The 21003-nt window shown below is 69.2% G+C and carries 24 protein-coding genes, 1 tRNA gene and 1 pseudogene; 13 read left to right on the forward strand and 13 right to left on the reverse strand.

Annotation, left to right across the window (positions count from 1 at the left end; all coding sequences use genetic code 11):
• Positions 1 to 21 precede the first annotated feature (21 nt).
• The 4 genes from BCF74_RS13445 to BCF74_RS13460 all read left to right on the forward strand — a co-directional run bounded on the left by BCF74_RS13445 (position 22) and on the right by BCF74_RS13460 (position 2654).
• Positions 22 to 1086, forward strand: coding sequence for a chorismate-binding protein (locus tag BCF74_RS13445; protein ID WP_106298482.1), 1065 nt, complete (start codon positions 22 to 24; stop codon positions 1084 to 1086).
• A gap of 62 nt (positions 1087 to 1148) precedes the next feature.
• A complete protein-coding gene (locus tag BCF74_RS13450; RefSeq protein ID WP_106298483.1) occupies positions 1149 to 1997 on the forward strand; it encodes an aminotransferase class IV in 849 nt (282 codons plus the stop codon).
• A complete protein-coding gene (locus tag BCF74_RS13455) occupies positions 1994 to 2500 on the forward strand; it encodes a TIGR02611 family protein (protein ID WP_245889358.1) in 507 nt (168 codons plus the stop codon). The genes BCF74_RS13450 and BCF74_RS13455 overlap by 4 nt, the downstream gene beginning before the upstream one ends.
• Before the next feature lie 80 nt (positions 2501 to 2580).
• Positions 2581 to 2654 (forward strand) — tRNA-Val (locus tag BCF74_RS13460).
• Here BCF74_RS13460 and BCF74_RS13465 read toward each other — a convergent pair.
• Together BCF74_RS13465 and BCF74_RS13470 are read right to left on the reverse strand one after the other, a co-directional pair.
• Positions 2614 to 4350 carry a recombinase family protein gene (locus BCF74_RS13465; protein ID WP_342747578.1) on the reverse strand — a complete coding sequence of 579 codons (1737 nt, stop codon included), beginning with the start codon at positions 4348 to 4350 and terminating at the stop codon, positions 2614 to 2616. The genes BCF74_RS13460 and BCF74_RS13465 overlap by 41 nt on opposite strands.
• A gap of 38 nt (positions 4351 to 4388) precedes the next feature.
• Complete coding sequence (locus tag BCF74_RS13470; RefSeq protein WP_342747577.1) at positions 4389 to 4757, reverse strand: sulfate permease; 369 nt, start codon at positions 4755 to 4757, stop codon at positions 4389 to 4391.
• A 242-nt stretch (positions 4758 to 4999) separates the two neighbouring features.
• Between BCF74_RS13470 and BCF74_RS13475 the strand changes: the two genes are divergently transcribed.
• Positions 5000 to 5722, forward strand: coding sequence for a DUF6349 family protein (locus tag BCF74_RS13475; RefSeq protein ID WP_017883445.1), 723 nt, complete (start codon positions 5000 to 5002; stop codon positions 5720 to 5722).
• A 64-nt stretch (positions 5723 to 5786) separates the two neighbouring features.
• Here BCF74_RS13475 and BCF74_RS13480 read toward each other — a convergent pair whose 3' ends face one another.
• From BCF74_RS13480 to BCF74_RS13490, 3 genes are all read right to left on the reverse strand, one after another.
• Positions 5787 to 6386 (reverse strand): hypothetical protein, encoded by a 600-nt coding sequence (locus BCF74_RS13480; protein ID WP_106298484.1) that lies wholly within the window; start codon positions 6384 to 6386, stop codon positions 5787 to 5789.
• A 12-nt stretch (positions 6387 to 6398) separates the two neighbouring features.
• Positions 6399 to 6857 (reverse strand): single-stranded DNA-binding protein, encoded by a 459-nt coding sequence (locus BCF74_RS13485; RefSeq protein WP_017883443.1) that lies wholly within the window; start codon positions 6855 to 6857, stop codon positions 6399 to 6401.
• A gap of 63 nt (positions 6858 to 6920) precedes the next feature.
• On the reverse strand, positions 6921 to 8477 hold the full coding sequence (locus BCF74_RS13490; protein ID WP_177426666.1) for a helicase C-terminal domain-containing protein: 1557 nt from the start codon (positions 8475 to 8477) through the stop codon (positions 6921 to 6923).
• Positions 8478 to 8607: 130 nt separating this feature from the next.
• Here BCF74_RS13490 and trxB point away from each other — a divergent pair, with 130 nt between their 5' ends.
• The 5 genes from trxB to BCF74_RS13515 are packed head-to-tail and all read left to right on the forward strand — an operon-like array spanning position 8608 to position 12423.
• Positions 8608 to 9582, forward strand: coding sequence for a thioredoxin-disulfide reductase (gene trxB, locus BCF74_RS13495; protein ID WP_106298486.1), 975 nt, complete (start codon positions 8608 to 8610; stop codon positions 9580 to 9582).
• The gene (trxA, locus tag BCF74_RS13500; protein ID WP_092918859.1) at positions 9579 to 9905 is read left to right on the forward strand and encodes a thioredoxin; all 327 of its coding nucleotides are present in this window, start codon (positions 9579 to 9581) and stop codon (positions 9903 to 9905) included. Before trxB ends, trxA begins: the two co-directional genes overlap by 4 nt.
• Positions 9902 to 11005: an ACR3 family arsenite efflux transporter gene (gene arsB, locus BCF74_RS13505; protein ID WP_106298487.1), complete on the forward strand. Its 1104-nt coding sequence runs from the start codon at positions 9902 to 9904 to the stop codon at positions 11003 to 11005. Before trxA ends, arsB begins: the two co-directional genes overlap by 4 nt.
• Entirely contained in the window at positions 11002 to 12003 is a 1002-nt protein-coding gene (locus tag BCF74_RS13510; RefSeq protein WP_106298489.1) for a metalloregulator ArsR/SmtB family transcription factor, read from the forward strand. Before arsB ends, BCF74_RS13510 begins: the two co-directional genes overlap by 4 nt.
• A 15-nt stretch (positions 12004 to 12018) precedes the next feature.
• Positions 12019 to 12423: an arsenate reductase ArsC gene (locus tag BCF74_RS13515; RefSeq protein WP_106298490.1), complete on the forward strand. Its 405-nt coding sequence runs from the start codon at positions 12019 to 12021 to the stop codon at positions 12421 to 12423.
• Between the two features lie 135 nt (positions 12424 to 12558).
• On the opposite strand, the gene BCF74_RS13520 is transcribed toward BCF74_RS13515, so the two are convergent.
• From BCF74_RS13520 to BCF74_RS13545, 6 genes and pseudogenes are all read right to left on the reverse strand, one after another.
• Positions 12559 to 12867 (reverse strand): hypothetical protein, encoded by a 309-nt coding sequence (locus tag BCF74_RS13520; RefSeq protein WP_013864598.1) that lies wholly within the window; start codon positions 12865 to 12867, stop codon positions 12559 to 12561.
• A complete protein-coding gene (locus BCF74_RS13525; protein ID WP_177426667.1) occupies positions 12864 to 14777 on the reverse strand; it encodes a heavy metal translocating P-type ATPase in 1914 nt (637 codons plus the stop codon). Before BCF74_RS13525 ends, BCF74_RS13520 begins: the two co-directional genes overlap by 4 nt.
• On the reverse strand, positions 14774 to 15133 hold the full coding sequence (gene cmtR, locus BCF74_RS13530) for a Cd(II)/Pb(II)-sensing metalloregulatory transcriptional regulator CmtR (RefSeq protein WP_007633539.1): 360 nt from the start codon (positions 15131 to 15133) through the stop codon (positions 14774 to 14776). The genes BCF74_RS13525 and cmtR overlap by 4 nt, the downstream gene beginning before the upstream one ends.
• 48 nt (positions 15134 to 15181) lie before the next feature.
• Positions 15182 to 15676: an MFS transporter gene (locus BCF74_RS13535; RefSeq protein ID WP_218279275.1), complete on the reverse strand. Its 495-nt coding sequence runs from the start codon at positions 15674 to 15676 to the stop codon at positions 15182 to 15184.
• A 46-nt stretch (positions 15677 to 15722) separates the two neighbouring features.
• A complete protein-coding gene (locus BCF74_RS13540) occupies positions 15723 to 16787 on the reverse strand; it encodes a flavin-containing monooxygenase (RefSeq protein ID WP_106298493.1) in 1065 nt (354 codons plus the stop codon).
• Positions 16784 to 17080: pseudogene (locus BCF74_RS13545) on the reverse strand (flavoprotein); the annotation flags it as partial. The pseudogene BCF74_RS13545 and the gene BCF74_RS13540, both read right to left, overlap by 4 nt.
• Before the next feature lie 108 nt (positions 17081 to 17188).
• Between BCF74_RS13545 and BCF74_RS13550 the strand changes: the two are divergent.
• A complete protein-coding gene (locus tag BCF74_RS13550; protein ID WP_245889359.1) occupies positions 17189 to 17578 on the forward strand; it encodes a hypothetical protein in 390 nt (129 codons plus the stop codon).
• An 85-nt stretch (positions 17579 to 17663) separates the two neighbouring features.
• Here BCF74_RS13550 and BCF74_RS13555 read toward each other — a convergent pair whose 3' ends face one another.
• On the reverse strand, positions 17664 to 17930 hold the full coding sequence (locus BCF74_RS13555) for a hypothetical protein (RefSeq protein ID WP_281257192.1): 267 nt from the start codon (positions 17928 to 17930) through the stop codon (positions 17664 to 17666).
• A gap of 80 nt (positions 17931 to 18010) precedes the next feature.
• Here BCF74_RS13555 and BCF74_RS17765 point away from each other — a divergent pair, with 80 nt between their 5' ends.
• Positions 18011 to 18286: a hypothetical protein gene (locus BCF74_RS17765; protein ID WP_245889360.1), complete on the forward strand. Its 276-nt coding sequence runs from the start codon at positions 18011 to 18013 to the stop codon at positions 18284 to 18286.
• Positions 18287 to 18343: 57 nt separating this feature from the next.
• Positions 18344 to 20497 carry an ATP-dependent DNA helicase gene (locus tag BCF74_RS13560; protein WP_245889361.1) on the forward strand — a complete coding sequence of 718 codons (2154 nt, stop codon included), beginning with the start codon at positions 18344 to 18346 and terminating at the stop codon, positions 20495 to 20497.
• A gap of 225 nt (positions 20498 to 20722) precedes the next feature.
• Here BCF74_RS13560 and BCF74_RS13565 read toward each other — a convergent pair.
• On the reverse strand, positions 20723 to 21003 hold a 281-nt coding region (locus BCF74_RS13565; RefSeq protein ID WP_177426668.1), incomplete at its 5' end, for a transposase.

Raw genomic sequence — 21003 nt, forward strand, 5'->3', positions numbered from 1 at the left:
CCCACGCCGTAGCATCACGCCGTGGCATGGGCACGGTTCGGCTCCCTCGACGGGGTGGCCATCGAGGCGACCGGCGTCGAGGCCATCACCCACGACATCGCCGACGTCACGGCCGGCTTCTGGGGAGTCGTGCTCACCTTCGAGGGCGAGCTGACCGCGGTGCGCTTCACCGACGTCGACCGTGACCCGGGACCGATGGTGCCCGCGAGCTGGCCCGGCGTCACGGGCGAGTGGGCCCGCAGCCTCGACGACACGGCATACCGGAGCGGGGTCGGAGAGATCCGGGAGCGGATCGCGCGCGGCACGGTCTACCAGGTCAACCTCTGCACCGTCCTCGAGGCGCCGGTGGGACCGGACGCGTCGGTGCGTGCCCTCGGCGCCGTGCTCGCTGAGGGCAACCCGGCTCCGTATGCCGCCGTCCTCGACGTGCCGGAGGCCGGGCTCGAGATCGCGTGCGCGTCTCCGGAGTCCTACCTGGAGCGACATGGGTCTCGGGTGACGTCTCGCCCGATCAAGGGCACCGCAGTGGCGCCGGATGCGTTGCTGGAGAAGGACTTCGCGGAGAACGTCATGATCGTCGACCTCGTCCGCAACGACCTGGCGCACGTATGCCGTCCGGGCACCGTCTCGGTGGACCACCTGTTCCGCGTGGAGCAGCACCCGGGGCTCGTGCAGCTCGTCTCGGACGTGAGCGGAGAGCTGCGCGACGGGGTGGGATGGCGTGATCTGCTCGACGCCTCGTTCCCTCCCGGCTCGGTGTCGGGAGCCCCGAAACACACTGCGCTGCAAGCGATCTCGGACCTCGAGCCGGTGCCGCGAGGACCGTACTGCGGGGCCATCGGATGGATCGACGCCGACCGTGACGAGGCACGGCTCGCGGTCGGTATCCGGACCTTCTGGGTCCTGCGCGACGAGTCCGGCGCCGGGGTGCTGCGCTTCGGCGCCGGCGCCGGCATCACCTGGGGCTCCGACCCGGACGGGGAGGTCGCGGAGGTGCACCTCAAGGCGAGACGACTCGTGGAACTCGCGCGGACGGCATACGAACCGGTCATCCTCAGGGATGAACCTCGTACGACTCCGGGATGAACCAGGGCTGATCCGGGGCGATCCGGTCAAGGACCGTGTCGGCGATCTGCCATGGTTGACCCATGAGCGCGATCAGGGTGTGGGTGGACGGTGAGCTGGTCGACCCGACCGCGCCGTCGGTGCGGGCCCTCGACCACGGAGTGACGGTCGGGGACGGGGCCTTCGAGACGTGCAAGGTCGACCGCGGCCAGGTGTTCGCCATGACCCGCCACCTCGACCGGATGGACCGCACGCTCGCGGGGCTGGGGCTGCCCGCCGCCGACCGTGACCGGATCCGGGAGGGCGCGGACGCGGTGCTCGCTGACGGGCCCGAGATCGGCTTCGGGAGGCTGCGCTGGACGATCACCGGGGGAGCGGGACCACTCGGGTCGGACCGGGACGACTCGCCGATGACCTACATCGTCACCGCCGCCGAGATGCCGCGCCCGAGCGCGACGGCCGCGATCGTCACCGTGCCGTGGACGCGCAACGAGCGCGCCGCGACGGCCGGCCTCAAGACGACGTCGTATGCCGAGAACGTCATCGCGCTGGCGCACGCGAAGGCGCGTGGAGGCCAGGAGGCGATCTTCGGCAACACCCGCGGCGAGCTGTGCGAGGCCACCGGGTCCAACATCTTCGTCGTCGTCGACGGCGAGCTGTGGACACCGCCGCTGTCGTCCGGCTGTCTTGCCGGGATCACCCGCGAGCTCGTCGTCGAGTGGTGCCGTGAGGCCGGGCTCGAGGTTCGCGAGGAGGCGCAGCCGCTGTCCGTGCTCGAGACCGCCGACGAGGTGTTCATCACGAGCTCGGCGCGCGACGTGCACCCCGTGGACCTCGTCGACGGGCGCGCGCTATCGGCTCCGGGGCCTGTCACTGCGCAGGCGGCTCAGATCTGGGCTGCGGCCCTCGAGGAGAAGGGGATCGACCCGTGAAGCGTGCGGGGACCGAGCAGGCGGAGGACGTCATGGACGGCGGAGGCGACGGCGTGAAGAAGCAGCCGCACGACTACAGCGACCCCGACCGCGTCATCGACGCCGAGGAGGACGACTGGGCCTGGCGGCGACGCATCAAGTCCACGCCCCACGGCGCCCGGGTCTACCGGGTCGCGGTGTTCGTCGTCGGGCTCGTCATCGTCCTCGTCGGGCTCGCGCTCGTGCCGTTCCCCGGGCCGGGCTGGCTCATCGTCATCGGCGGCCTCGCCGTCTGGGCGAGCGAGTTCGAGCGCGCCCAGGCCGTGCTCGACTTCGTCAAGAAGCACGTGCGCCGCTGGGAGCAGTGGGTGCGGCGACAGAACGTGTTCGTCAAGCTCCTCGTCGGGGTCCTCACCGCCGCGTTCGTCGCTGCCGTTCTCTGGGCGACGTTCAAGGTCTCCGGCGTGCCGACGTGGTTCCCCGAGGGCGTCCAGAACTGGATGCACACGACTGCCCGGCTCTGACGGTCGCGGTTCGCGGGGCCGGATTTCGTCGCGGGTCGGGGCGCCGGGTATCCTCGGTCAGCCCGCACGCCGCGGGCTCCGGACGTGTAGCTCAGCTGGTTAGAGCGCTCGCTTCACACGCGAGAGGTCAGGGGTTCGAGTCCCTTCACGTCCACCCAATCGGACGTACTAGAACCGCTGACATCGGTAGATGTTGGTTCGGGTACGAGGGCGGCGAACGGCTCAGCGAGCCGGATCGTCGCCCTTTCGTCTTCGCTGATCTCGATGCCGTTGGTCAGTGCTTGGTTGGCCAGGCGCTTGCCTTGGTCGTCGGTGCGGGCGTAGAGGGTGGCGCAGTCGACCAGCAGGCTGAGCGCGGTGCTCAGTTGCTTGCGTGATCCCTCGTGCTGGTCGTGCTCGGTCGCGAGCCTGCGGTCGATGTCCGCAAGGCCGGTGCGGATGCGGTCTTGGTGACGCTTGAGGGTCTCCAAGTCGATCGCGTCGGCGAAGTGCGCGGCGAGCAGCTTGTCGCTCTCGTTCTGGAGGCGCTGACGGTTCGCGGTCAGTTCGGCCAGTTCGTCAGAGCGGGAGGCGAGGCGTTCATCGAACGCGGCCTCGACCTGTGCCGCGAGCGCGGCGTAATCCTCTTCGGTGATCGCGATCTCGCGGTAGCAGTCAGCAACGAGTTGCTCGGCGATCCCAACCGGCACCGCGCGGCGGGTGCAGCTCTTCCGCTTCGAGGTTCGCCCGGAGCAGACGTAGTAGGCGTAGCGGACGCCCTGACGGTTGGCCGGGAAGTCCAGCTGCATCCGCGACCCGCACGACCCGCAGAACAGCGAGCCTTTCAGGTAGTGGTCGTGGGTGCGTCGCCGTTCGGAGGCTTTCTTGCGCGAGTCGAGCAACCGTTGCACCTGTTGCCAGGTCTCGACATCGACCAACGGCTCGTGCGTGCCGGTCTGTTCCGCGCGTTTGTAGCGGACGATCCCGATGTAGTACGGGTTGCGCAGCAGATCGAAGAACGTCGAGCGCCCAACCGGGCCCGAGGGTCGCTTCGGGGTCGGCACGCTGGTCAGCCCGCGCGCGGTCACGTCCGCGAGCAGATCAACGACGGTGCGTTCCCTGGCGGCGTACTGCTCGAACACCCACCGCACCAGCGGTGCGCGTTCGGCGTCGATCTCGACGGTGCGGTACTCGCGGCCCTGCTCATCACGCTTGCGGACGTTGAGGTAGCCGATCGGGGCGCGCATCGGGGTGCCGCCGGTCTCGAACTTCTGCGTCAACCCCTTGGTGACCTCAGTGGCGAGATTCTTGGAGTAGAACTCCGCGATGGACGACATGATGCCGTGCAGCAGCATCCCCGAGGGCGTCTCGTCGATGTTCTCCGTCGCCGATACCAACGTCACGCCCGCCTCGACCAGACGACGATGAATCTCCACATCATCGAGCCGGTTCCGGGCGAGGCGGTCGACCTTGTGCACGATGCAGTAGGTCACCTGATGGGTGGCGATGTACTCCAGCATCCGTTGCAGGTCGGGCCGGTCGGCGGAGCGTGCGGACTCCCCGGCGTCCACGAACTCGGCCACGATCCGGGCGCCGAGGTCTTCTGCCTTGCGAGCGTTCGCCTGACGTTGGGCGGGGATCGAGAATCCCTCGTCACGCCCGCCCTTGGACGCCTGCTCTTTGGTCGAGACCCGCTGATAGGTCACCGCCGTCAACAGCGGCGCGGTGCCGGTCTCCGTCATAGGCATCGTCAGAGTCATGGTCGTCTCCTTGCTCGTCCGCCGATGTGCAGGCGGGCGTCGAGTTCTCACTGGTGTGCTGGTCACCGATGCGACGCTGCTGCTCATCAAGCTCGTGAGCGTGGAGTTCATCCGCGATGTACAGAACCAGCGCGATCAGTCGCTTGTTGTCAGGCTTCGGGCGCAGCCGAGGTTCGGCTGAGATACGCCGACCCGTGCTCGTCACCCGGTAGTGCTTCATGTACTCCAGGTGCACGCTCGTTCCGCCGCCGCTGGATGCGTTCGTGTCGACGGGCGGCGATGAGGCGGGCGAGGCTGATGGGGCCGTAGATGAGGAACTTGAAGGTGTTGTAGATGCACAGCAGCACGATCAGGTGCAGCCAGCCGGGAGCGCCATTGTCGATGAGGGTGGTGCACCAGTAGGCGATGGCGAAGTAGACGACTGACAGCAGCATCGCTGGTGCGCCCCACTTGAGACCTCGCCGGGTGCGCAGCGCGTCGAGCAGGATGTTGGTAGGCATCCAGGTACGCAGGAACATGCGGATACGGATGCTGGTGCCAGATCAGTCGAAGCATGATCAAGTCCTCCCAAGCGGCGACGCCTTGATGGGATGGACTTGCCTGGGCGGTTCCCTGGCTCGTCATGCCGCCTCCACAGGGGTGACGGCCTAGTTGGTAATAAATCGCCTGCGCCTTGATCCTACCCGCTTCGGTCGGACTCGGGAAGAGCAGCCGGGGCGGGCCGTTGGGCGGTGTGCACCTGCCGCGTGGGAGGTGCGGCATGGAGCACGAGGGGCAGTTGGCGTTCGACTTCGAGGAGTTCGAGCGTGAGGAGGCCCGTGCCCGGCTGCACGAGTGGGCGGGCGCGCCGTTGCACTTCACCACGGACTACTACCCACCCGCGATGCTGGATGAGGCGTTCGCGCACTGGCGGTTCCTCAACGGTGACTTCGGTTCGTTCGGCCGCAGCCACATGTGGCATCGCAGCATCAGCGGCGGCACGGTGGAGTTCGGGGAGCACCGCGCCGAGTCGTTCACCGCCGATCTGCGTCCCGAGCCGGGCGCGGAGGGGCCGGGCGATCTGCTGACGATGGTGGTGTGCGAGCCGTGTGAGTGGCACTCGCCCGCCGGCAGCGAGAACGAGGCGGTCGAGGCGTGGCACGACCACGCCGTACCGGGGTGGCGCGAGCTGCCGGTGGTTCCGCGTCAGGTGCGGGTGCGCTCGGAAACGGGACTGACGAAGGTCGCGCTGCGGTGGATCGAACAGCGATACCCGGCGCACATGCAGGTGCCCGGCGCGCCGATCATCACCGAACGCGCACAGTACGGCACCCGGCATGTGGCCGGGTATTCGCCGTGGGGCGGCTACGACCTGTCGGCTACCGCCCTGGAGCGCCCGGCCCGCACGCAGCCGGGCCGCTCCATCCGGCGGGAAGCGGCCTGGTTCGAGTCGGCGCAGCCTGCGGCATCCGCGGCGCGGCGCGGGCGGGTGCTCGGGGACTGACCCCCACACAGGAGCGTGGGGCCGAACCGTGCTGGTTCGGCCCCACCGATGTGCGCGTAGACGTTCAGGTGATCTCGCCGGTGTCGGGGTCGAGGCTGGCGTAGAAGTCCTCCTCGGTCTGGCGGCGACGTTCGACGTCGGCGATGACGAAGGCCACGAAGTCTTCGTCGCGGTCGGTGATCGGGGTGTCCTCGATCGGTTCGGCGTCGTCCTCGCCGGGCCAGACGGTCTGGCGGGTGGGCCGGTCGCGGTCGAGGCGGGTGCCGCACGCGGCGACCCAATCGCGCAGCCGCTGCCGGGCGTCGGCGAAGTCCCGATGCCAGCCGATCGGTGCCGACCCGTTCTGCTGCGGGTCATACGCGCACAGCCAGTGCGTGTGCAACGCGCTCAGTTCCCAGTGCAGTTCCGGATGCCGGTGCCACATCGGAGGGATCACCGATGCGGGCAGGCCATAGGTGGCGCGAAGCCAGTTGACCCACTGGTTCAGCTCCAGCCACGCCGCCTCCGCGTCATCGGCGGTCAGCAGGTGCCAGTTGATCGGGCCGGGCGGCTCATCCAGCATCGGCCCGAGATCGCCGCGTGGGGGCATCGATGCCGGGTTGAGGTCGGGATCGGGCCTGTCCTCGGGCTCCTCGTCCGCCACGGGAGTGTGATCGTCGCTCATGGCTGGCTCCGTTCAGTGGCCCAGCGTCGCAGGCTCGCGTACCTGAGCGGACTGCTCAGGACGCTCGAACGCCTGGCTGCGCTCGGTGCCCATCGCTTCGCGGGCGGCACCACCGCGCGGCTCACGGTTGATGGCCAACCGGGTGGTCACCGGGTTCGGAGTGAGCGTGTCGGCCCGGAACTCCTCTCGTTCCTCGCCGGTGACGCGATCGGTGAACTTCTTGAACTGTCCGGTGGCGATGAAGTCGTCCCCCTTCTTGAACATCTCCATCGCTGCTTCGGCGGCCTTGTAGCGAATCGCGAGGTCGTGGTAAGTCCGGCCCGTGTTGGTGAACCTGCCGTCGTCCTCACGTCGCCAGTGGTCGACGCCGACACGCGCGTAGAACCTTGGCGTGCCGGTTTCCTCGCTGGTAGTCAGTCTCGGGTCGCCGGCGATGTGGCCGACCATGATGACGCCGCTCTTGATGCCCATCGCATTTCCTCCTGCCTGTTCACGCCCGCGTTCGTGCGGTCGTTCTGGCAGCTAGGTGCTCGGTCACAGCCTCCGTGGGCTCAGGTCGTGTGCCGTGCTGTCGGTGGGTACGACAGCCGCCGTCATTGCCGGGCTCCGTTGCGGGTCGGGACGCACGCCGAGCGCGGGCCGATGCGCCCGTACCGCCTCGACGGTGAGCGCCGGTTCACGCCCAGGCTCGGGTTCCGATTCGGGTCGGGAGTCGTGGTCGATGTCGTCTTGCATCGCGGCCAGTTGGGTCTCGTTTCGGGCGAGGTCTTTCTCGGCGTCTGCGAGGGCCTCTGCGTGGCGGAAGGGTTGGCCGATGCGTTGCTCGGCGTCGTCGCGTTCTTGCTCGGCGCTGGTGAGGTCGTCGCGGGCTTGGTCGAGTAGCGAGGGGATGCCGGAGGCGCGGTTCTCGATGCGCTGGATGAGTCCGACGCCCCCGTCGAGGAAAGCCTGCCGGGTCATGACGAACCCGCTGCGCGGCACTCCGTCGAGTCTGACGGTCACCATAGGTTCGGCCCCGAGCGCCGGACTGGTTGAGACCGTGACGTCGAAGCCGCTGATCTTGCCGATGGCACCGTAGTCGCGGGAGGCGTAGCGGGGTGCCCATTTCAGATCGGAGTCATGCGCCCAGGCCGCGAGCGCGTGCGCGGCATCGGCACGTGAGGTGTAGGTGCGGCCACGTAGCTCGATGCGGAACTTCTCGCCGGAGGTATCGGTCACGCGCGGCAGCACCGATTCGAGGGCTTCAATGTCGGAGGCAGCGCGACGTGCGTGATCGCTGGCGCGGTCGCGGGCATGGGCGAGCATCGACTCGTTGCGGTGGTAGGCACGCTCCAGGCGAGGCAGCCGTTGCACTTCGGTGTGCACGGTGGAGTGCCCCAGCAGCAGAGGGTTGCCTGAACTGATCGCTTTGGCTTCTGCGGCAGAGAGTGCGAATGAGTCGATTTCTTCGATCTCGCGGGAGTCGAGGCTGCCGCGCATGAGTTGCGCGATGAACGTGGCTTTGCGTTCGACGCCTTGCCACATGTAGGAGTCGAACGATCGCTCGGTGACGAACCGGAGGATGCCGACTTCGGGATTCTGGTTGCCTTGGCGCAGGATGCGGCCCTCGCGCTGGGCGATGTCGCTCGGTCGCCACGGGCAGTCCAGGTGGAAGAGGGCGACGGCTCTGGCTTGGACGTTGGTGCCGACGCCCATCTTCTCGGTCGATCCCATCAGCACCCCGATGTGCCCGGCGCGGGCGGCGGCGAACAACCTGGCCTTGTCCACGTCGGTCTTGGCTTCGTGCATGTATCGGATCGACTCGGCGGGCATCCCGCGTGCAATGAGTTGCGCCCGGAGTTCGTCGTAGGCGTTCCACCGGGTCGGGTTCGGGGTGCCGATGTCGGAGAACACCAACTGCAACGCGCCGCGCACGGGCGACTCCTGCCCGGTGATCGGGTCGAGGTAGGTGTTGTCTTTCGTCTGTTCCCAGACGCCCAGGCCCTGCGCACCGACCGGATTCTCTACGAAGTCGAGCAGACCGGCGGCGATGTCAGGCGCATCTGCGACCTCTTCGGCATCGGCATCGAGACCGCGCTGCGCTACTCCCACACCGCCACGGGACCGCAGAACATCACGGCCGACAGTGCGTAGCCGCCTCAGAAGATGAACCTTCGGCAAACACCACCCAGATGCGCCTCGCCGACTTGCCGCGTGCTTCGATAAGCGTCAATATAGATACATGTCGAATCAAGAGGTCGAGTTGGTCATCGTCGGGTCCGGTCCCGCCGGGTACACCGCAGCGGTCTACGCTGCTCGTGCGGGGCTTGCCCCGGTCGTGATCGCCGGCTCGGTGACGGCGGGCGGGGCGTTGATGACGACGACCGAGGTGGAGAACTTCCCTGGCTTCGTCGATGGTGTGCAGGGTCCGGAGTTGATGGAGTCGATGCGGGCGCAGGCCGAGCGGTTCGGCGCTCAGATCGTCCATGACGACGCGATCCGTCTTGATCTCGACGGTGATGTGAAGATCATCGAGACCGGTGCCGGGGCTACGTATCTGGCGCGGGCGGTGGTCCTGGCGATGGGCTCCGCGTACCGCAAGCTCGGCCTCCCCGAGGAGGACCGCTTGTCCGGGCATGGGGTGTCCTGGTGCGCGACGTGCGACGGGTTCTTCTTCCGCGACCAGGAGATCGTCGTGGTCGGCGGCGGGGACTCCGCGATGGAGGAGGCGCTGTTTCTGACGCGGTTCGCGTCGAAGGTGACCGTCGTGCACCGCCGGGGCGAGTTCCGGGCGTCGAAGATCATGGCGCAGCGCGTGCTGGACGACCCGAAGATCGAGGTCGCCTGGAACAGCGAGGTCGCCGCGATCCTCGGCGATGAGCAGGTCACCGGGCTCACGCTGCGCGATACCGTCACCGGGGCCGAGCGGAGACTCGACGCGACGGGGGTGTTCGTCGCGGTCGGGCACGATCCGCGTTCAGAGCTCGTGACCGGCCAGGTCGACACCGACGCGGACGGGTACGTGCGGGTCGCGCACCCGTCGACGCGGACGAACCTGGCCGGGGTGTTCGCGGCCGGGGATCTCGTCGATCACACGTACCGGCAGGCGATCACCGCCGCGGGTACCGGCTGCGCGGCCGCGCAGGACGCCCAGCACTACCTGTCGAACCTCGCGCCCGCCACCTTGCCCGAGCCCGTCCTGGAGGTTTCCGCATGAGCACCGTCACCCCCGTCACCGACGCCACGTTCCGGGCTGAAGTGCTCGAGTCCGAGCTGCCCGTCGTGGTCGACATCTGGGCGGCCTGGTGCGGGCCGTGTAAGGCGGTCGCCCCGATCCTGGACCAGCTCGCCGGTGAGTACGCGGGCCGGGTGAAGATCGTGAAGGTCGATGCCGATCAGAACCCCGAGACCGTGACCGCGGCCGGCGTGACCTCGATCCCGACCCTCGGGTTCTACCGGAACGGGGAACGGGTGGACGTGCTGATCGGCGCGCAGCCGAAGCCCGTCTACGCGACGAAGATCGAGGAGTTGCTCGCATGACCGACACCCTGACCCGCACCGCCCCGAAACGGCTCTCCACCCTCGACAAGTGGCTGCCGCTGTGGATCGGCCTCGCCATGATCGCGGGGCTCCTGCTCGGCCGCTTCGTGCCCGTGCTCTCCGACGCGCTATCCGCGATGGAGGTCGGCGGGATCTCGGTCCCGATCGGGCTGGGCCTGCTGGTGATGATGTATCCGGTGCTCGCGAAGGTCCGCTACGACAAGGTCGCCGCCGTCACCGGCGACAAGAAGCTCCTGGTCTCCTCGCTCGTACTGAACTGGCTCGTGGGACCTGCGGTGATGTTCGCCCTCGCCTGGATCTTCCTGCCGGACCTGCCCGAGTACCGCACCGGCCTGATCATCGTCGGGCTCGCCCGCTGTATCGCGATGGTCGTGATCTGGAACGACCTGGCCTGCGGTGACCGGGAGGCCACCGCGGTGCTGGTGGCGATCAACTCGGTGTTCCAGGTCGTCGCGTTCTCCCTGCTGGGCTGGTTCTACCTCACCGTCCTGCCGGGCTGGCTGGGGCTGGACACGCAAGGGCTAGAGATCTCGGTCTGGCAGATCGCGCTGAATGTGCTCGTCTTCCTCGGCGTCCCGCTGGTCGCCGGCTTCACCTCCCGCTTCATCGGCGAGAAGCGCAAGGGGCGCGACTGGTACGAGGAGACGTTCCTTCCGAAGGTCGGGCCGTGGGCGCTGTACGGGCTGCTGTTCACCATCGTGCTGCTCTTCGCCCTCCAAGGCGAACAGGTCACCTCCCGGCCGATGGACGTCGCCCGGATCGCACTTCCCTTGCTGGTGTACTTCGGGCTGATGTGGTTCGCGGGGCTGCTGCTGGGCAAGGGCATCGGCCTGAGCTACGCGCGATCGACGACGCTCGCGTTCACCGCGGCCGGGAACAACTTCGAACTGGCCATCGCGGTCGCCATCGGCACCTTCGGCGCGGCCTCCGGGCAGGCCTTGGCGGGGGTCGTCGGCCCGCTCATCGAGGTGCCCGTGTTGGTCGGGCTCGTCTACGTCTCGCTCTGGGCGGCGAAAGCCTGGTTCCGCACCGACCCCTACGCTATCGAAGCCGGGCATCTTGAATCGAGGACGTCATGACCGACGCTGCTGTCCTTCCCGACGCCGAGGCGTGCGCGCCCTCCGCGATGCACGCGATCGGCGCCGACGCAGCTGCGACTGTGGCCGGGGCGCTCAAGGCGCTCGCGGATCCGCTGCGGCTGCGGATGCTGTCCGCGATCGCGACCGACCCACGCGGCGAGTCCTGCGTGTGCGATCTCGCGGAGCTCGCCGACGTGTCCCAGCCGACCGTCTCCCACCATCTGAAGGTGTTGAAGGAGACCGGGATGCTGCTGTCCGAGCGGCGCGGTACCTGGGTCTGGTACCGGATCGCGCCGGGCAAGCAGCGCGCCGTCGCCGCCCTCCTCGACGCGTTCGCACCAGCGGCAGTCGCCGACGAGCCGGAGGACGCTCAGGCGCGAGTTGACGCGCTTCGGCAGATGGACGCCCGCGTGACCCGGCTCGCCGAGGAACTGGCCGACGAGCTGACCGGGCTGCACCGTGACGTCGTGATCGCGATCGTGCGAGAGTCCTACGCGGGCCTGGTACAGTCGGCGAAACTGACGCAGCACATGATCCCGCTGACCGAGCGCTTCGCCCGCCAGCGCCTCGCCGACCTCACCCGGGATCGGTCTTCCGGGGTGCCGCAGGTGCTGTTCGTGTGCGTGCAGAACGCGGGCCGTTCCCAGCTCGCCGCCGCCATCGTCAACCAGCTCGCCGACGGCCGAGTGATCGCCCGCTCCGCAGGCTCGACCCCGGCATCGGACCTGCACCCGCACGTGCGTTCCCTGCTCGTTGAGATCGAAGGCGAGCAGGAGGCTCGGGATGCATTCCCGAAGCCGCTCACCGACGACGCCGTCCGCGCCGCGGACGTTGTGGTGACGATGGGCTGCGGCGACGTGTGCCCGATCATCCCGGGTGTCCGCTACGAGGATTGGGCCGTCGGCGACCCCGCCCTCGCCTCCCCGCAAGGGGTCGACGCGATCCGACACGACATCGAGTCCCGCGTCCGCGCCCTCCTCGCGACCCTCACCGACTGAAAGAAGCCAAAGATCATGACCGTTCAGCAGCCCTCTATCCTGCTCGTCTGCGTCCACAACGCCGGCCGCTCCCAGATGGCCGCCGGCTACCTCCGCCACCTCGCCGCAGGCCGCATCGAGGTCCGCTCGGCCGGGTCCATGCCCGCCGAGCAGATCAACCCCGTGGCCGTCGAAGCCATGCGCGAGGAAGGGATTGACATCACCGCCGAGCAGCCGAAGGTGCTCACCACCGAGGCGGTGCAGGCCTCCGACGTGGTGATCACGATGGGCTGCGGCGACGCCTGCCCGTTCTTCCCGGGCAAGCGGTACGAGGACTGGAAGCTCGACGACCCCGCCGGACAGGGCATCGAGGCGGTGCGCCCGATCCGCGACGAGATCAAGGGGCGCATCGAAGCGCTCTTGGCAGAGCTGCTCGTCTGAGGGAGTGTGAGCGCCGGAGGGGCAAGCAACATCGGCGCTTGCCCCTCCCATGCTCTTGAGGGAGCTCAATCCATGCGGGGAACATCGTTGTGCCGCGGGTGTGGCCCGCTAATTGCGTCCCCAGTGGTTGTCGCTCTATCGAGAAGCGCCTCGCAGCGCTGCTTCGATCTGCTCCGGCGTGGGCGCTCCGGCGAATCCGCTTTCCGTCGAGTAGACGCGGCACGCGAGCGAGCGGACCGGTGCGGTCGGGAACAGGTCGACGCCGTCGACGAGGAGCGTGGGTGATCCTCCGAACGGAGAATTCGTCGCTTCGGCCTCGGTCCGGATGGCTACCAGTTCGACGGCCACGTCCACAAATCCGATAGCGTCCAGCGCAGCACGCGCGTTGGCTTCGGCGATGTCCGTGTTCGGGCAGTCGAGGATGTGCAACAGTTCGACCTTCATGCGATCCGCTCTTTTCGGGTCCGAGCCGCGCGGAGCCCGTTGAGGATGACGACGACCTCGGCGATCTCGTGCACCAGCACCACCGCGGCCAGCCCCAGCACGCCGAACAGGGCCAGCGGGAGCAGGGCGGCGATGATCAGCAGCGACAGGATGATGTTCTGGTTGATGATGCGCCTGCCGCGACGGGCATGGTCGAACGCGCGCGGCAGCAGCCGGAGGTCGTGGCCGGTGAAGGCGACGTCGGCGGACTCGATCGCGGCGTCGGAGCCGGTCGCGCCCATCGCGATGCCGATGTCCGCGGCGGCCAAGGCGGGGGCGTCGTTGATGCCATCGCCGATCATCGCGACCGAGCCGTGCCTGCCCAGCTCGCTGATCGCGGCGGCCTTGTCCTCCGGACGCAGCTCGGCGCGCACGTCCTCGATCCCGGCCTGAACGGCCAGCGCCCGGGCGGTGCGGGCGTTGTCGCCGGTGAGCATCGTCACCCCGACGCCCTGCGCGGCGAGGGTGCGGACCACCTCGGGGACCTCGGGGCGCAGCTCGTCGCGGACCCCGACCGCGGCGACCGGGACGTCGTCGCGGTGCACGATCACGACGGTCATGCCCTGCTCCTCCAAGCCCTCCACCTGGTCGGTGAGGGTTCCGGCGTCGAGCCATCGAGGGCTGCCGACGGTGACCCGGGCCCCGTCGAGGATGCCCTCGATCCCGTGCCCGGCCTGCTCGGTCACGTCCAAGGCGGCGGGAGCTCCGGGCGAGGCGGCGGTGATCGCGGCGGCCAGCGGGTGGGTGCTGTGCTGCTCCAGCGCCGCCGCCCACGCCAATGCCAGCGCCTCGTCCACCCCGTCGGCGGTGAGGACGGCGGTAACGGCGGGCTCGTTGCGGGTGAGGGTGCCGGTCTTGTCGACGGCGACGTGGCGGATCACGCCGAACCGCTCGAACACGGCACCGGATTTGATGATCACGCCGAACCTGCTCGCCGAGCCGATCGCGGCGACCACGGTCAGCGGGACCGAGATCGCCAGCGCGCACGGCGACGCGGCGACGAGCACCACGAGGGCGCGGGTGATCCACAGCTCCGGGTCGCCCAGCAGCGAGCCGATGACCGCGACGAGAGCGGCGAGGATCAGCACGCCAGGCACGAGCGGCCGGGCGATGCGGTCGGCCAGGCGGGCACGGTCCCCCTTCTCGGCCTGCGCCTGCTCCACCAGCTCCACGATCGTGGTCAGCGAGTTGTCGGTACCCGCCGCGGTCGTCTCGACCTCCAGGGCACCGGCGGTGTTGATCGCCCCGGCCGACACCGCGTCGCCGGGCTCGACCTCCACCGGGATCGACTCCCCGGTGATCGCCGAGGTGTCCAAGCTCGACCGACCCGTGCGGACGATCCCGTCGGTCGCGATCCGCTCACCCGGCCGCACGAGCATCAGCTGCCCAACGGCCAGATCCTTCGCAGCGACCTCCACGGACGCGCCGTCCTGCCGGATGGTCGCGGTCTCCGGGACCAGCTTGAGCAGCGCCCGCAGCCCGCCGCGGGCGCGGTCCATCGCCTTGTCCTCCAGCGCCTCGGCGATCGAGTACAAGAACGCCAACGCTGCGGCCTCCTCGACGTAGCCGAGGATGACCGCGCCGACCGCGCTGATCGTCATCAGCAGCCCGATGCCCAGCTTGCCCGTGAAGAGCTTGCGGATCGCGCCGGGCGTGAACGTCGACGCGCCCAGCAGCAGGCCGATCCAGAACGCCACCAGCGCCGGGCTCTCCGCCCCTGCCCATTCCAGGACCAGACCGGTTCCGAAGGCGACGCCGGAGAACACCGGGACCATGATCCCGCGGTCACGCCACCACGGACGCTCCCGCTCCTCCTCGGCCTCCTCACCGACCCGGGTCTCCGGCTCGTCGCAACCGCACGCCGCGCTCACGCGCCCGCTCCCGTCCCGCAGCAGCCCGGCACCGTGCACTCCGCGTCCACGCACGGCGCGTGCTCGTCCACGGCCAGCGTCACGTCCACCAGCGCCGTGAGCGCCGCCGCGAGGTGCGGGTCGGCGATCTCGTAGCGCGTCTGCCGCCCCTCGGGCTCGGCGACCACGATCCCGCAGTCACGAAGACAGGTCAGATGGTTCGACACGTTCGAGCGCGTCAGCTCCAGCTCGCGCGAGAGCACGGCCGGGTAGCTCGGCCCGTCCAGCAGGGTCATCAGGATCCGGGAGCGCGTCGGGTCCGCCATGGCCCGGCCCAGCCGGTTCATGACGTCAAGACGCGAAGCAATAGTCAGCATGCACTGAACTATACAGTGAATGGTGACCTATTGTCGGCTCCGATGACCTCAACCTCGACTATGAACGCCACGCGGCGGGAGGAGTGGCTGCTCCGCGCAGGCCCTCGTCCACGCGCTGGCGATCATCAGGGCCGTCCCGAAGACCGTACTGGCCAGGCCCGCGACGAGCGTGAGCGTGGCCAGCGCCCCGAGACGGCGTGCGTCGAACCAGCCGGTGACCGCGGCGAACGCCGGCGGGTAGAGCACCCCGGCCATCGCGGCCCCGGCGAGCACCCACCCGGCGACGAAGACCGGCAGGCTCCCTGCCGTGCCGATCACCACGAGAGCCAGGACTCCAAGGACCGACCCGACCGTCATGACCAGCCGCGGTCCGCGCCGGTCGATGACGCGGCCGACCGGGACCCCGACCAGCGCCGAGACCACCAGTGCCGCCGAGAACGCCGAGGTGACGGCCATCGAGGACCAACCGGTGTCGGCGCTGATCCGTGGCGCGAGCACCGGAAAGGCGTAGTAGAGCAGCCCCCAGGAGACGATCTCGGTCACGCACAGCGCCGCCAGCACCGCTCCCAGCGATGGGCGGGGTCCGGGCTCAGGCAACGGCGGCACCCCGCGGCAGCCTGGTCAGGGCGTCGACGACGCGCCGGGCGTCGCGGTGCACCCCGCGCAGCGTGTTCGAGGAGAACGACCGCTGGAACTCCACACCGAGGAAGCCCAGCCCCGGCAGCGCGGTCGAGACACCGCGGTCGTGCCGGGGCCTGCCGGCCCCGTCGAGGACGCCAAGCGAGGTCAGGTAGGTCAGGTGCGGCCGGTAGCCGGTCGCGAAGATCACGGCGTCGACCTGCTCCCGGGAGACGTCAGGCCACACGACCCCGTCCGGGGACAACGCGGTGAACATGGGCCGCTGGTCGGGCCGGCCCGCCTCCAGCGCCCGCTTGTACGTGTCGGTCCCGATCACCGGGGTGCCGGTGACGAGCCGTTCGAGGACCGATGGCGGGAGCAGGTCGGCGCGCGTGAGGCGCAGCCACCAGTGCAGGTCGCGTCCGGCGATCATCTGCGGCGCGAACCGCACCCGGTCCCGCACCGCCAGCGACGTCTCCGCGTGCTCGGCGAGCTCGTGGGCCACCTGCACGGCGGAGTTGCCCGCCCCGACGACCACGACCCGCTGCCCGGCGAACTCCTCCGGCGACCGGTAGTCGGCCACATGCAGAACCCGCCCCTCGAATGCCCCCCTGCCGGGGATCGCCGGCACGTGGGGATTGCCGAACGAACCGGAAGCGGCGATGAGCGCGTCACCGACCAGGCTGCTCCCGTCAGCCAACTCCACCGTGAACGCCGGCCCGTCGGCGGTGACGTCGACGACGCGGGCATTGGTCCGGACCTCGACGCCGAGCCGGTCGGCGTATCCGCGCAGGTACTCGACGACCTCGTCGCGGCCCGGGTAGCCGTCCGGGTCGCCGGGGAACGGGTACCCGGGGAAGGAACTGAACCGGCGTGGGGAGAACAGGCGCAGGCTGTCGTAGTAGCGCGGCCAGGACCCGACCGGCTCGTCACCGGCCTCCAGGACGACCGGTTCCCAGCCCCGGACGCGTCCGGTGCGGGCTGCGGCGAGGCCGGACTGCCCGCCGCCGACGATCAGCAGGCGGCCCCGGCTCATCTCGTGGTCCTCGCGCCGATCTGGACCAGCTGCGGCGCGGGCGCGCAGCACGAGTCCGAGGCCGCCTGATCGTCCGGGGCGTCGAACAGGCCAGACCTGCCACACACCCCTGTGTCCGGCAGGACGAGGTCGACGCGCGCGGCCGCCTCACGGTCGCCGGCGATCGCCGCGACGACGCTGCGGACCTGCTCGAACCCGGTCAGAGCCAGGAACGTCGGCGCCCGCCCGTACGACTTCGCCCCCACGATGTAGAAGCCCGGCTCCGGGTGTGCGAGGTCCGCCGCTCCCGTGGCACGGAGGTCGACGGCGACCTGGCGATCGTCGCCCACGGCACCCTGCCCGCAGCCCCGGCTCCCTGGACCGGACCTGAGGGCATCCCGGTCGATAGCCGGCTGCGCTCGATGCACGCGCCGCGCCAACGGATCTACGCCGCGGGCGGCGTCGCCGTGCACCACTATCCCGGCCATAGCTCGTACCGGATCGATCACTGGGACGACTCGGTCGCCCAGGGAGCCCATGCGGCCAAGACTCTGTTGCACGACCTCGGCCTGGACGACGATCCCGGCATCTACCTGCCGTCTTCGCCGTTCTCCGCACGCGTCCACGGACACACCCTGGTCGGAGCGGGGTATGCCGCTTTGGGGTCCAGTACGCAAATCGTCTCCGCCGACCCCTTGCTCACGGCGCACTACCTCGGAGATACCCTCGTCGCTCTCATAGGGATTGACGCCACTGGCCTCGTCCGCGACTGGATACCTCGGCTGCACCGGCGAGCACCGACTCGCCCCTGATCGACAAGCCGGATCGCGGGCGCCTCGGCAAGCACGACGCGCCGGTGGCGGGCGGAAGCATTCGTTCCGCCCGCCACCTGCGCGCTTATGCGGTGCGCACACAGGCGCACTGGGACGCCGCGAGGGTGCCTTCGGCGGCTTCGGTCTCCTCACGGAGCACCAGGTCACCGACCGCGCCTTCTCCGGTGGCATCGGCGGCCTCGATAGTCTCGGTTTCCTTCTCGCGGGGCCAGAGCATCTGCGCTGTGACGGCACCGCCGATGGCGGGAGCGGCAAGGATCGACCAGGCGAGAGTGAAGCCGGACGCTGTGCCTACCCATCCCGCGATCGGGTAGGTGACGAGCCAGGCCAAGTGAGACAGTGAGAATTGTGCCGCGAAGGCCGCCGGGAGCTCGCGCTTCGCGGGAGAAAGAATTGCACTCGCTGGCGGAGTTGACCGACCAGTGGCGTCAGCGGGCGACGCTCACGTTGGGCGAGGACGCAACCACCTGGGCGCAGCACCTGCTCGACCAGGGTGCGACCGAAGCCCTGCTACGCGCGGACGACCTCGGGTTGGAGCAGATCTACGACCTCGCCACGGTCGTGCTGATGGAGGTCGCCAACCGGCGTGCAACCTGGGGGCGCTGGAACGTGCACGCCGAGACGATGAGGCAACTCATGGGCGTCCGGTTCGCTACCACCGACGACCGCATAGCCGTTCTCGATTAGATCGTCTCCCGCGTCGAGGCCGAGTCGCTGCGGCTCACCCCTGCTTACGACCGTGCCGTGCCCGCGCACTACATCGAGGGCGAGGGCAACAGGTTCCAGCCCGTCGATCAGATCGCCTACTCCAGCCAAGACATCCTCGACGCCGAACAACGCCTCCTCGCGCACAGTCAGGACGAGACCGGCCCGTTGCTCGGGGCGCGGCTGGTCGCCCGGCACACCTCGCGCAAGATCCGCGGCGTCCGGCTCGACGCGGATCAGGCCACCGCGATCACCCGTATCGCCCGCTCCGGGCTGACCCTCGATCTGCTCGTCGGGCCTGCCGGGGCCGGAAAGACCACCGCACTACGGGCGCTGCATCGCGCATGGACGGCGGCTCACGACAAGGATTCGGTGATCGGGCTCGCGCCCTCGGCAGCGGCCGCCGACGTGCTCGGTGACTCGCTCGGCATCCGGGCCGAGAACACCGCGAAGTTCCTCTACGAACACGCCAAAGACCGCTGGAACCTCGAAGCCGGGCAGCTCGTGCTCGTGGACGAGTCCTCGCTCGCGGGCACGCTCGCGCTGGATCGGATCACCGCGCACGCCGCCGAGGTCGGGGCCAAAGTCGTCCTCATCGGCGACTGGGCGCAACTCTCCGCGGTGGAGACGGGCGGCGCGTTCGGGATGCTCACCCGCCACCGCCACCAGGTGCCCGAGCTCACCGACGTGCGCCGCTTTGTCAATGAGTGGGAGAAGACCGCGAGCCTGGGCCTGCGGCACGGCAACGTCAAGGCGCTCGACGCCTACAACGAGCAAGGCCGGCTGGTCGAGGGCGACGCCGAGACGATGCTCGACGCGATCTACGAGGCGTGGCGCACCGACCGCGATCAGGGCCTGCGCACGCTGATGATCGCGGGCACCGGCGAGGTGGTCGCCGAGCTCAACGGCCGTGCCCGCGCCGACCTCATCGAAGCCGGGCGTGTCGAGGCCGAGGGCGTCGGTCTGCACGACGGCGCCACCGCCGGAGTCGGGGATCTGGTCGTGACCCGGCTCAACGACCGCCGCCTGACCACCGGCAGAACATGGGTCAAGAACGGCGACCGTTGGCAGGTCAGCCACCGATACGAGGATGGCGCCGTCGCGGTGCGTCGTCTCGGCACGGGCGACCAGCCGCGAGGCAAGGCGCTCGTGCTGCCCGCGAAGTATGTCCGCGAAGAACTCGAACTCGGTTACGCCTCCACCGTGCACCGCGCTCAAGGAGCCAGCGTCGACACCGCGCACGCGCTCGTCGACCCCGAGAAAGCGGCGCGTGAGTTGTTCTACGTCGCCATGACCCGAGGCAAGCACCGCAACCACGCCTACGTCATCGTGCCCGACCCGCACGAGGTCGAGCCCCATCTCGACCAGCCGAAGCCGTTGACGCTCATCGACCGCCTGGCCGAAGTGCTCAAGCGCAGCGATGCTGACCTCTCCGCCACCGAGACCCTCGTGCTCGAGGTCGACCGCCACGCTTCGCTGTCCACGCTGATGAACGAGTACGACGTGCTGGCCCGTGAAGCGCAGGTCGACCGCTGGGCCACGCTACTCGACGTTGCACGGTTCCCCGACGATGTGGCCGACGACGTGTTCACCAGCCCGTACTACGAACGCCTCGAAGCAGCACTCGCCAGGCACGAAGCCTCCGGGCATCCCGCCACCGTCGCACTGAACAAGCTCGCGCCCCGGCTGACACCCAGCGACGAGCAGACCGACCCGGCCGCGCAGCTCGCGGCCATGCTCGACGAGGCCACCAGCCAGCTGCGGCCCGGCAGGAACCGTCGAGCACGGGTCGCCGGGCTCATCGCGACTCCGGCCAAGCCAATCGCCGACGATATACAGACGGCGCTCGATGAGCGGCAGGCTCTCATCGAAGCCACCGCCCGCAGACTCGTGCGGGAAGCACAGAACGCTGAGGCCGCATGGTTCTCACGACTCGGCACACCCCCGGTGCAGCCGAAGGCGAGAGCACAGTGGCAATCGCAGGCGGCCGCTATTGCGTTCTACCGATACCGCCATGAGATCAGCGGCCCGTCGCCGCTGGGCGAGGCCGAGGCGATCCGCACCCCCGAGCAGGCCGCCGAGTATCGCGCAGCGCAGGCCGCCCTCGCGCAGCTCCGGCGTCTCGCCGCGTCTGCCACCGAAAACCGCCACCAGCGAAACACTCCGCACGTTGGCTGGGGCCCCCGCTTGTGAAGCCTCTCGGCTCAAGCAAGCAAGTCCTTGGTATGCGTCCACACTGTCATCCGGTGGACACCGAAGCGCCGCGAAATGGAGACCACGCTCTCGCCCCTGGCTCGCGCGGTTCGGATCGAGTCCACTTCGCTCTGCGTCAGGGGTGTTCTAGTTCGTCTGCTTGGCTTCGACACTGGTCAAGTCCGGATCGGTGGTGTACGACGGTGATCCGTCGAGGGTTGTGGTTTAGGCGTTGATGGCGCCGGCGATCAGCTCGGTGGTCACCTCCTCGTTCCCGGCCTGTCCCTCGCGGGCGATGAGCACGGCGCGGGCGTTCTTGAGGGCTTCGAGGCCGAGGTAGCGGCGTTGTTCGGCCCATTCGTCGTGCTGCTCCGCGAGGACGGCCCCGACGAGCCGGATCACGGACTCGCGGTTGGGGAAGATCCCGACGACGTCGGTGCGGCGGCGGATCTCTCGGTTGAGGCGCTCGTTGGGGTTGTTCGACCAGATCTGGCGCCAGATCTCCT

The organism is Knoellia remsis (assembly GCF_003002895.1).
GTDB lineage: Bacteria > Actinomycetota > Actinomycetes > Actinomycetales > Dermatophilaceae > Knoellia > Knoellia remsis.

What these genes read in the sequence shown, in the direction of transcription:
- BCF74_RS13550 (WP_245889359.1), top strand. Translation starts at nt 17,189, where the DNA reads ATGCACGCGCCGCGCCAACGGATCTACGCCGCGGGCGGCGTCGCCGTG.
- BCF74_RS13520 (WP_013864598.1), bottom strand. Translation starts at nt 12,867, where the DNA reads ATGAAGGTCGAACTGTTGCACATCCTCGACTGCCCGAACACGGACATC.
- arsB (WP_106298487.1), top strand. Translation starts at nt 9,902, where the DNA reads ATGACCGACACCCTGACCCGCACCGCCCCGAAACGGCTCTCCACCCTC.
- BCF74_RS13450 (WP_106298483.1), top strand. Translation starts at nt 1,149, where the DNA reads ATGAGCGCGATCAGGGTGTGGGTGGACGGTGAGCTGGTCGACCCGACC.
- trxA (WP_092918859.1), top strand. Translation starts at nt 9,579, where the DNA reads ATGAGCACCGTCACCCCCGTCACCGACGCCACGTTCCGGGCTGAAGTG.
- BCF74_RS13475 (WP_017883445.1), top strand. Translation starts at nt 5,000, where the DNA reads ATGGAGCACGAGGGGCAGTTGGCGTTCGACTTCGAGGAGTTCGAGCGT.
- BCF74_RS13515 (WP_106298490.1), top strand. Translation starts at nt 12,019, where the DNA reads ATGACCGTTCAGCAGCCCTCTATCCTGCTCGTCTGCGTCCACAACGCC.
- BCF74_RS13470 (WP_342747577.1), bottom strand. Translation starts at nt 4,757, where the DNA reads ATGTTCCTGCGTACCTGGATGCCTACCAACATCCTGCTCGACGCGCTG.
- BCF74_RS13510 (WP_106298489.1), top strand. Translation starts at nt 11,002, where the DNA reads ATGACCGACGCTGCTGTCCTTCCCGACGCCGAGGCGTGCGCGCCCTCC.
- trxB (WP_106298486.1), top strand. Translation starts at nt 8,608, where the DNA reads ATGTCGAATCAAGAGGTCGAGTTGGTCATCGTCGGGTCCGGTCCCGCC.
- BCF74_RS13480 (WP_106298484.1), bottom strand. Translation starts at nt 6,386, where the DNA reads ATGAGCGACGATCACACTCCCGTGGCGGACGAGGAGCCCGAGGACAGG.
- BCF74_RS13540 (WP_106298493.1), bottom strand. Translation starts at nt 16,787, where the DNA reads ATGAGCCGGGGCCGCCTGCTGATCGTCGGCGGCGGGCAGTCCGGCCTC.
- cmtR (WP_007633539.1), bottom strand. Translation starts at nt 15,133, where the DNA reads ATGCTGACTATTGCTTCGCGTCTTGACGTCATGAACCGGCTGGGCCGG.
- BCF74_RS13485 (WP_017883443.1), bottom strand. Translation starts at nt 6,857, where the DNA reads ATGGGCATCAAGAGCGGCGTCATCATGGTCGGCCACATCGCCGGCGAC.
- BCF74_RS13465 (WP_342747578.1), bottom strand. Translation starts at nt 4,350, where the DNA reads ATGAACTCCACGCTCACGAGCTTGATGAGCAGCAGCGTCGCATCGGTG.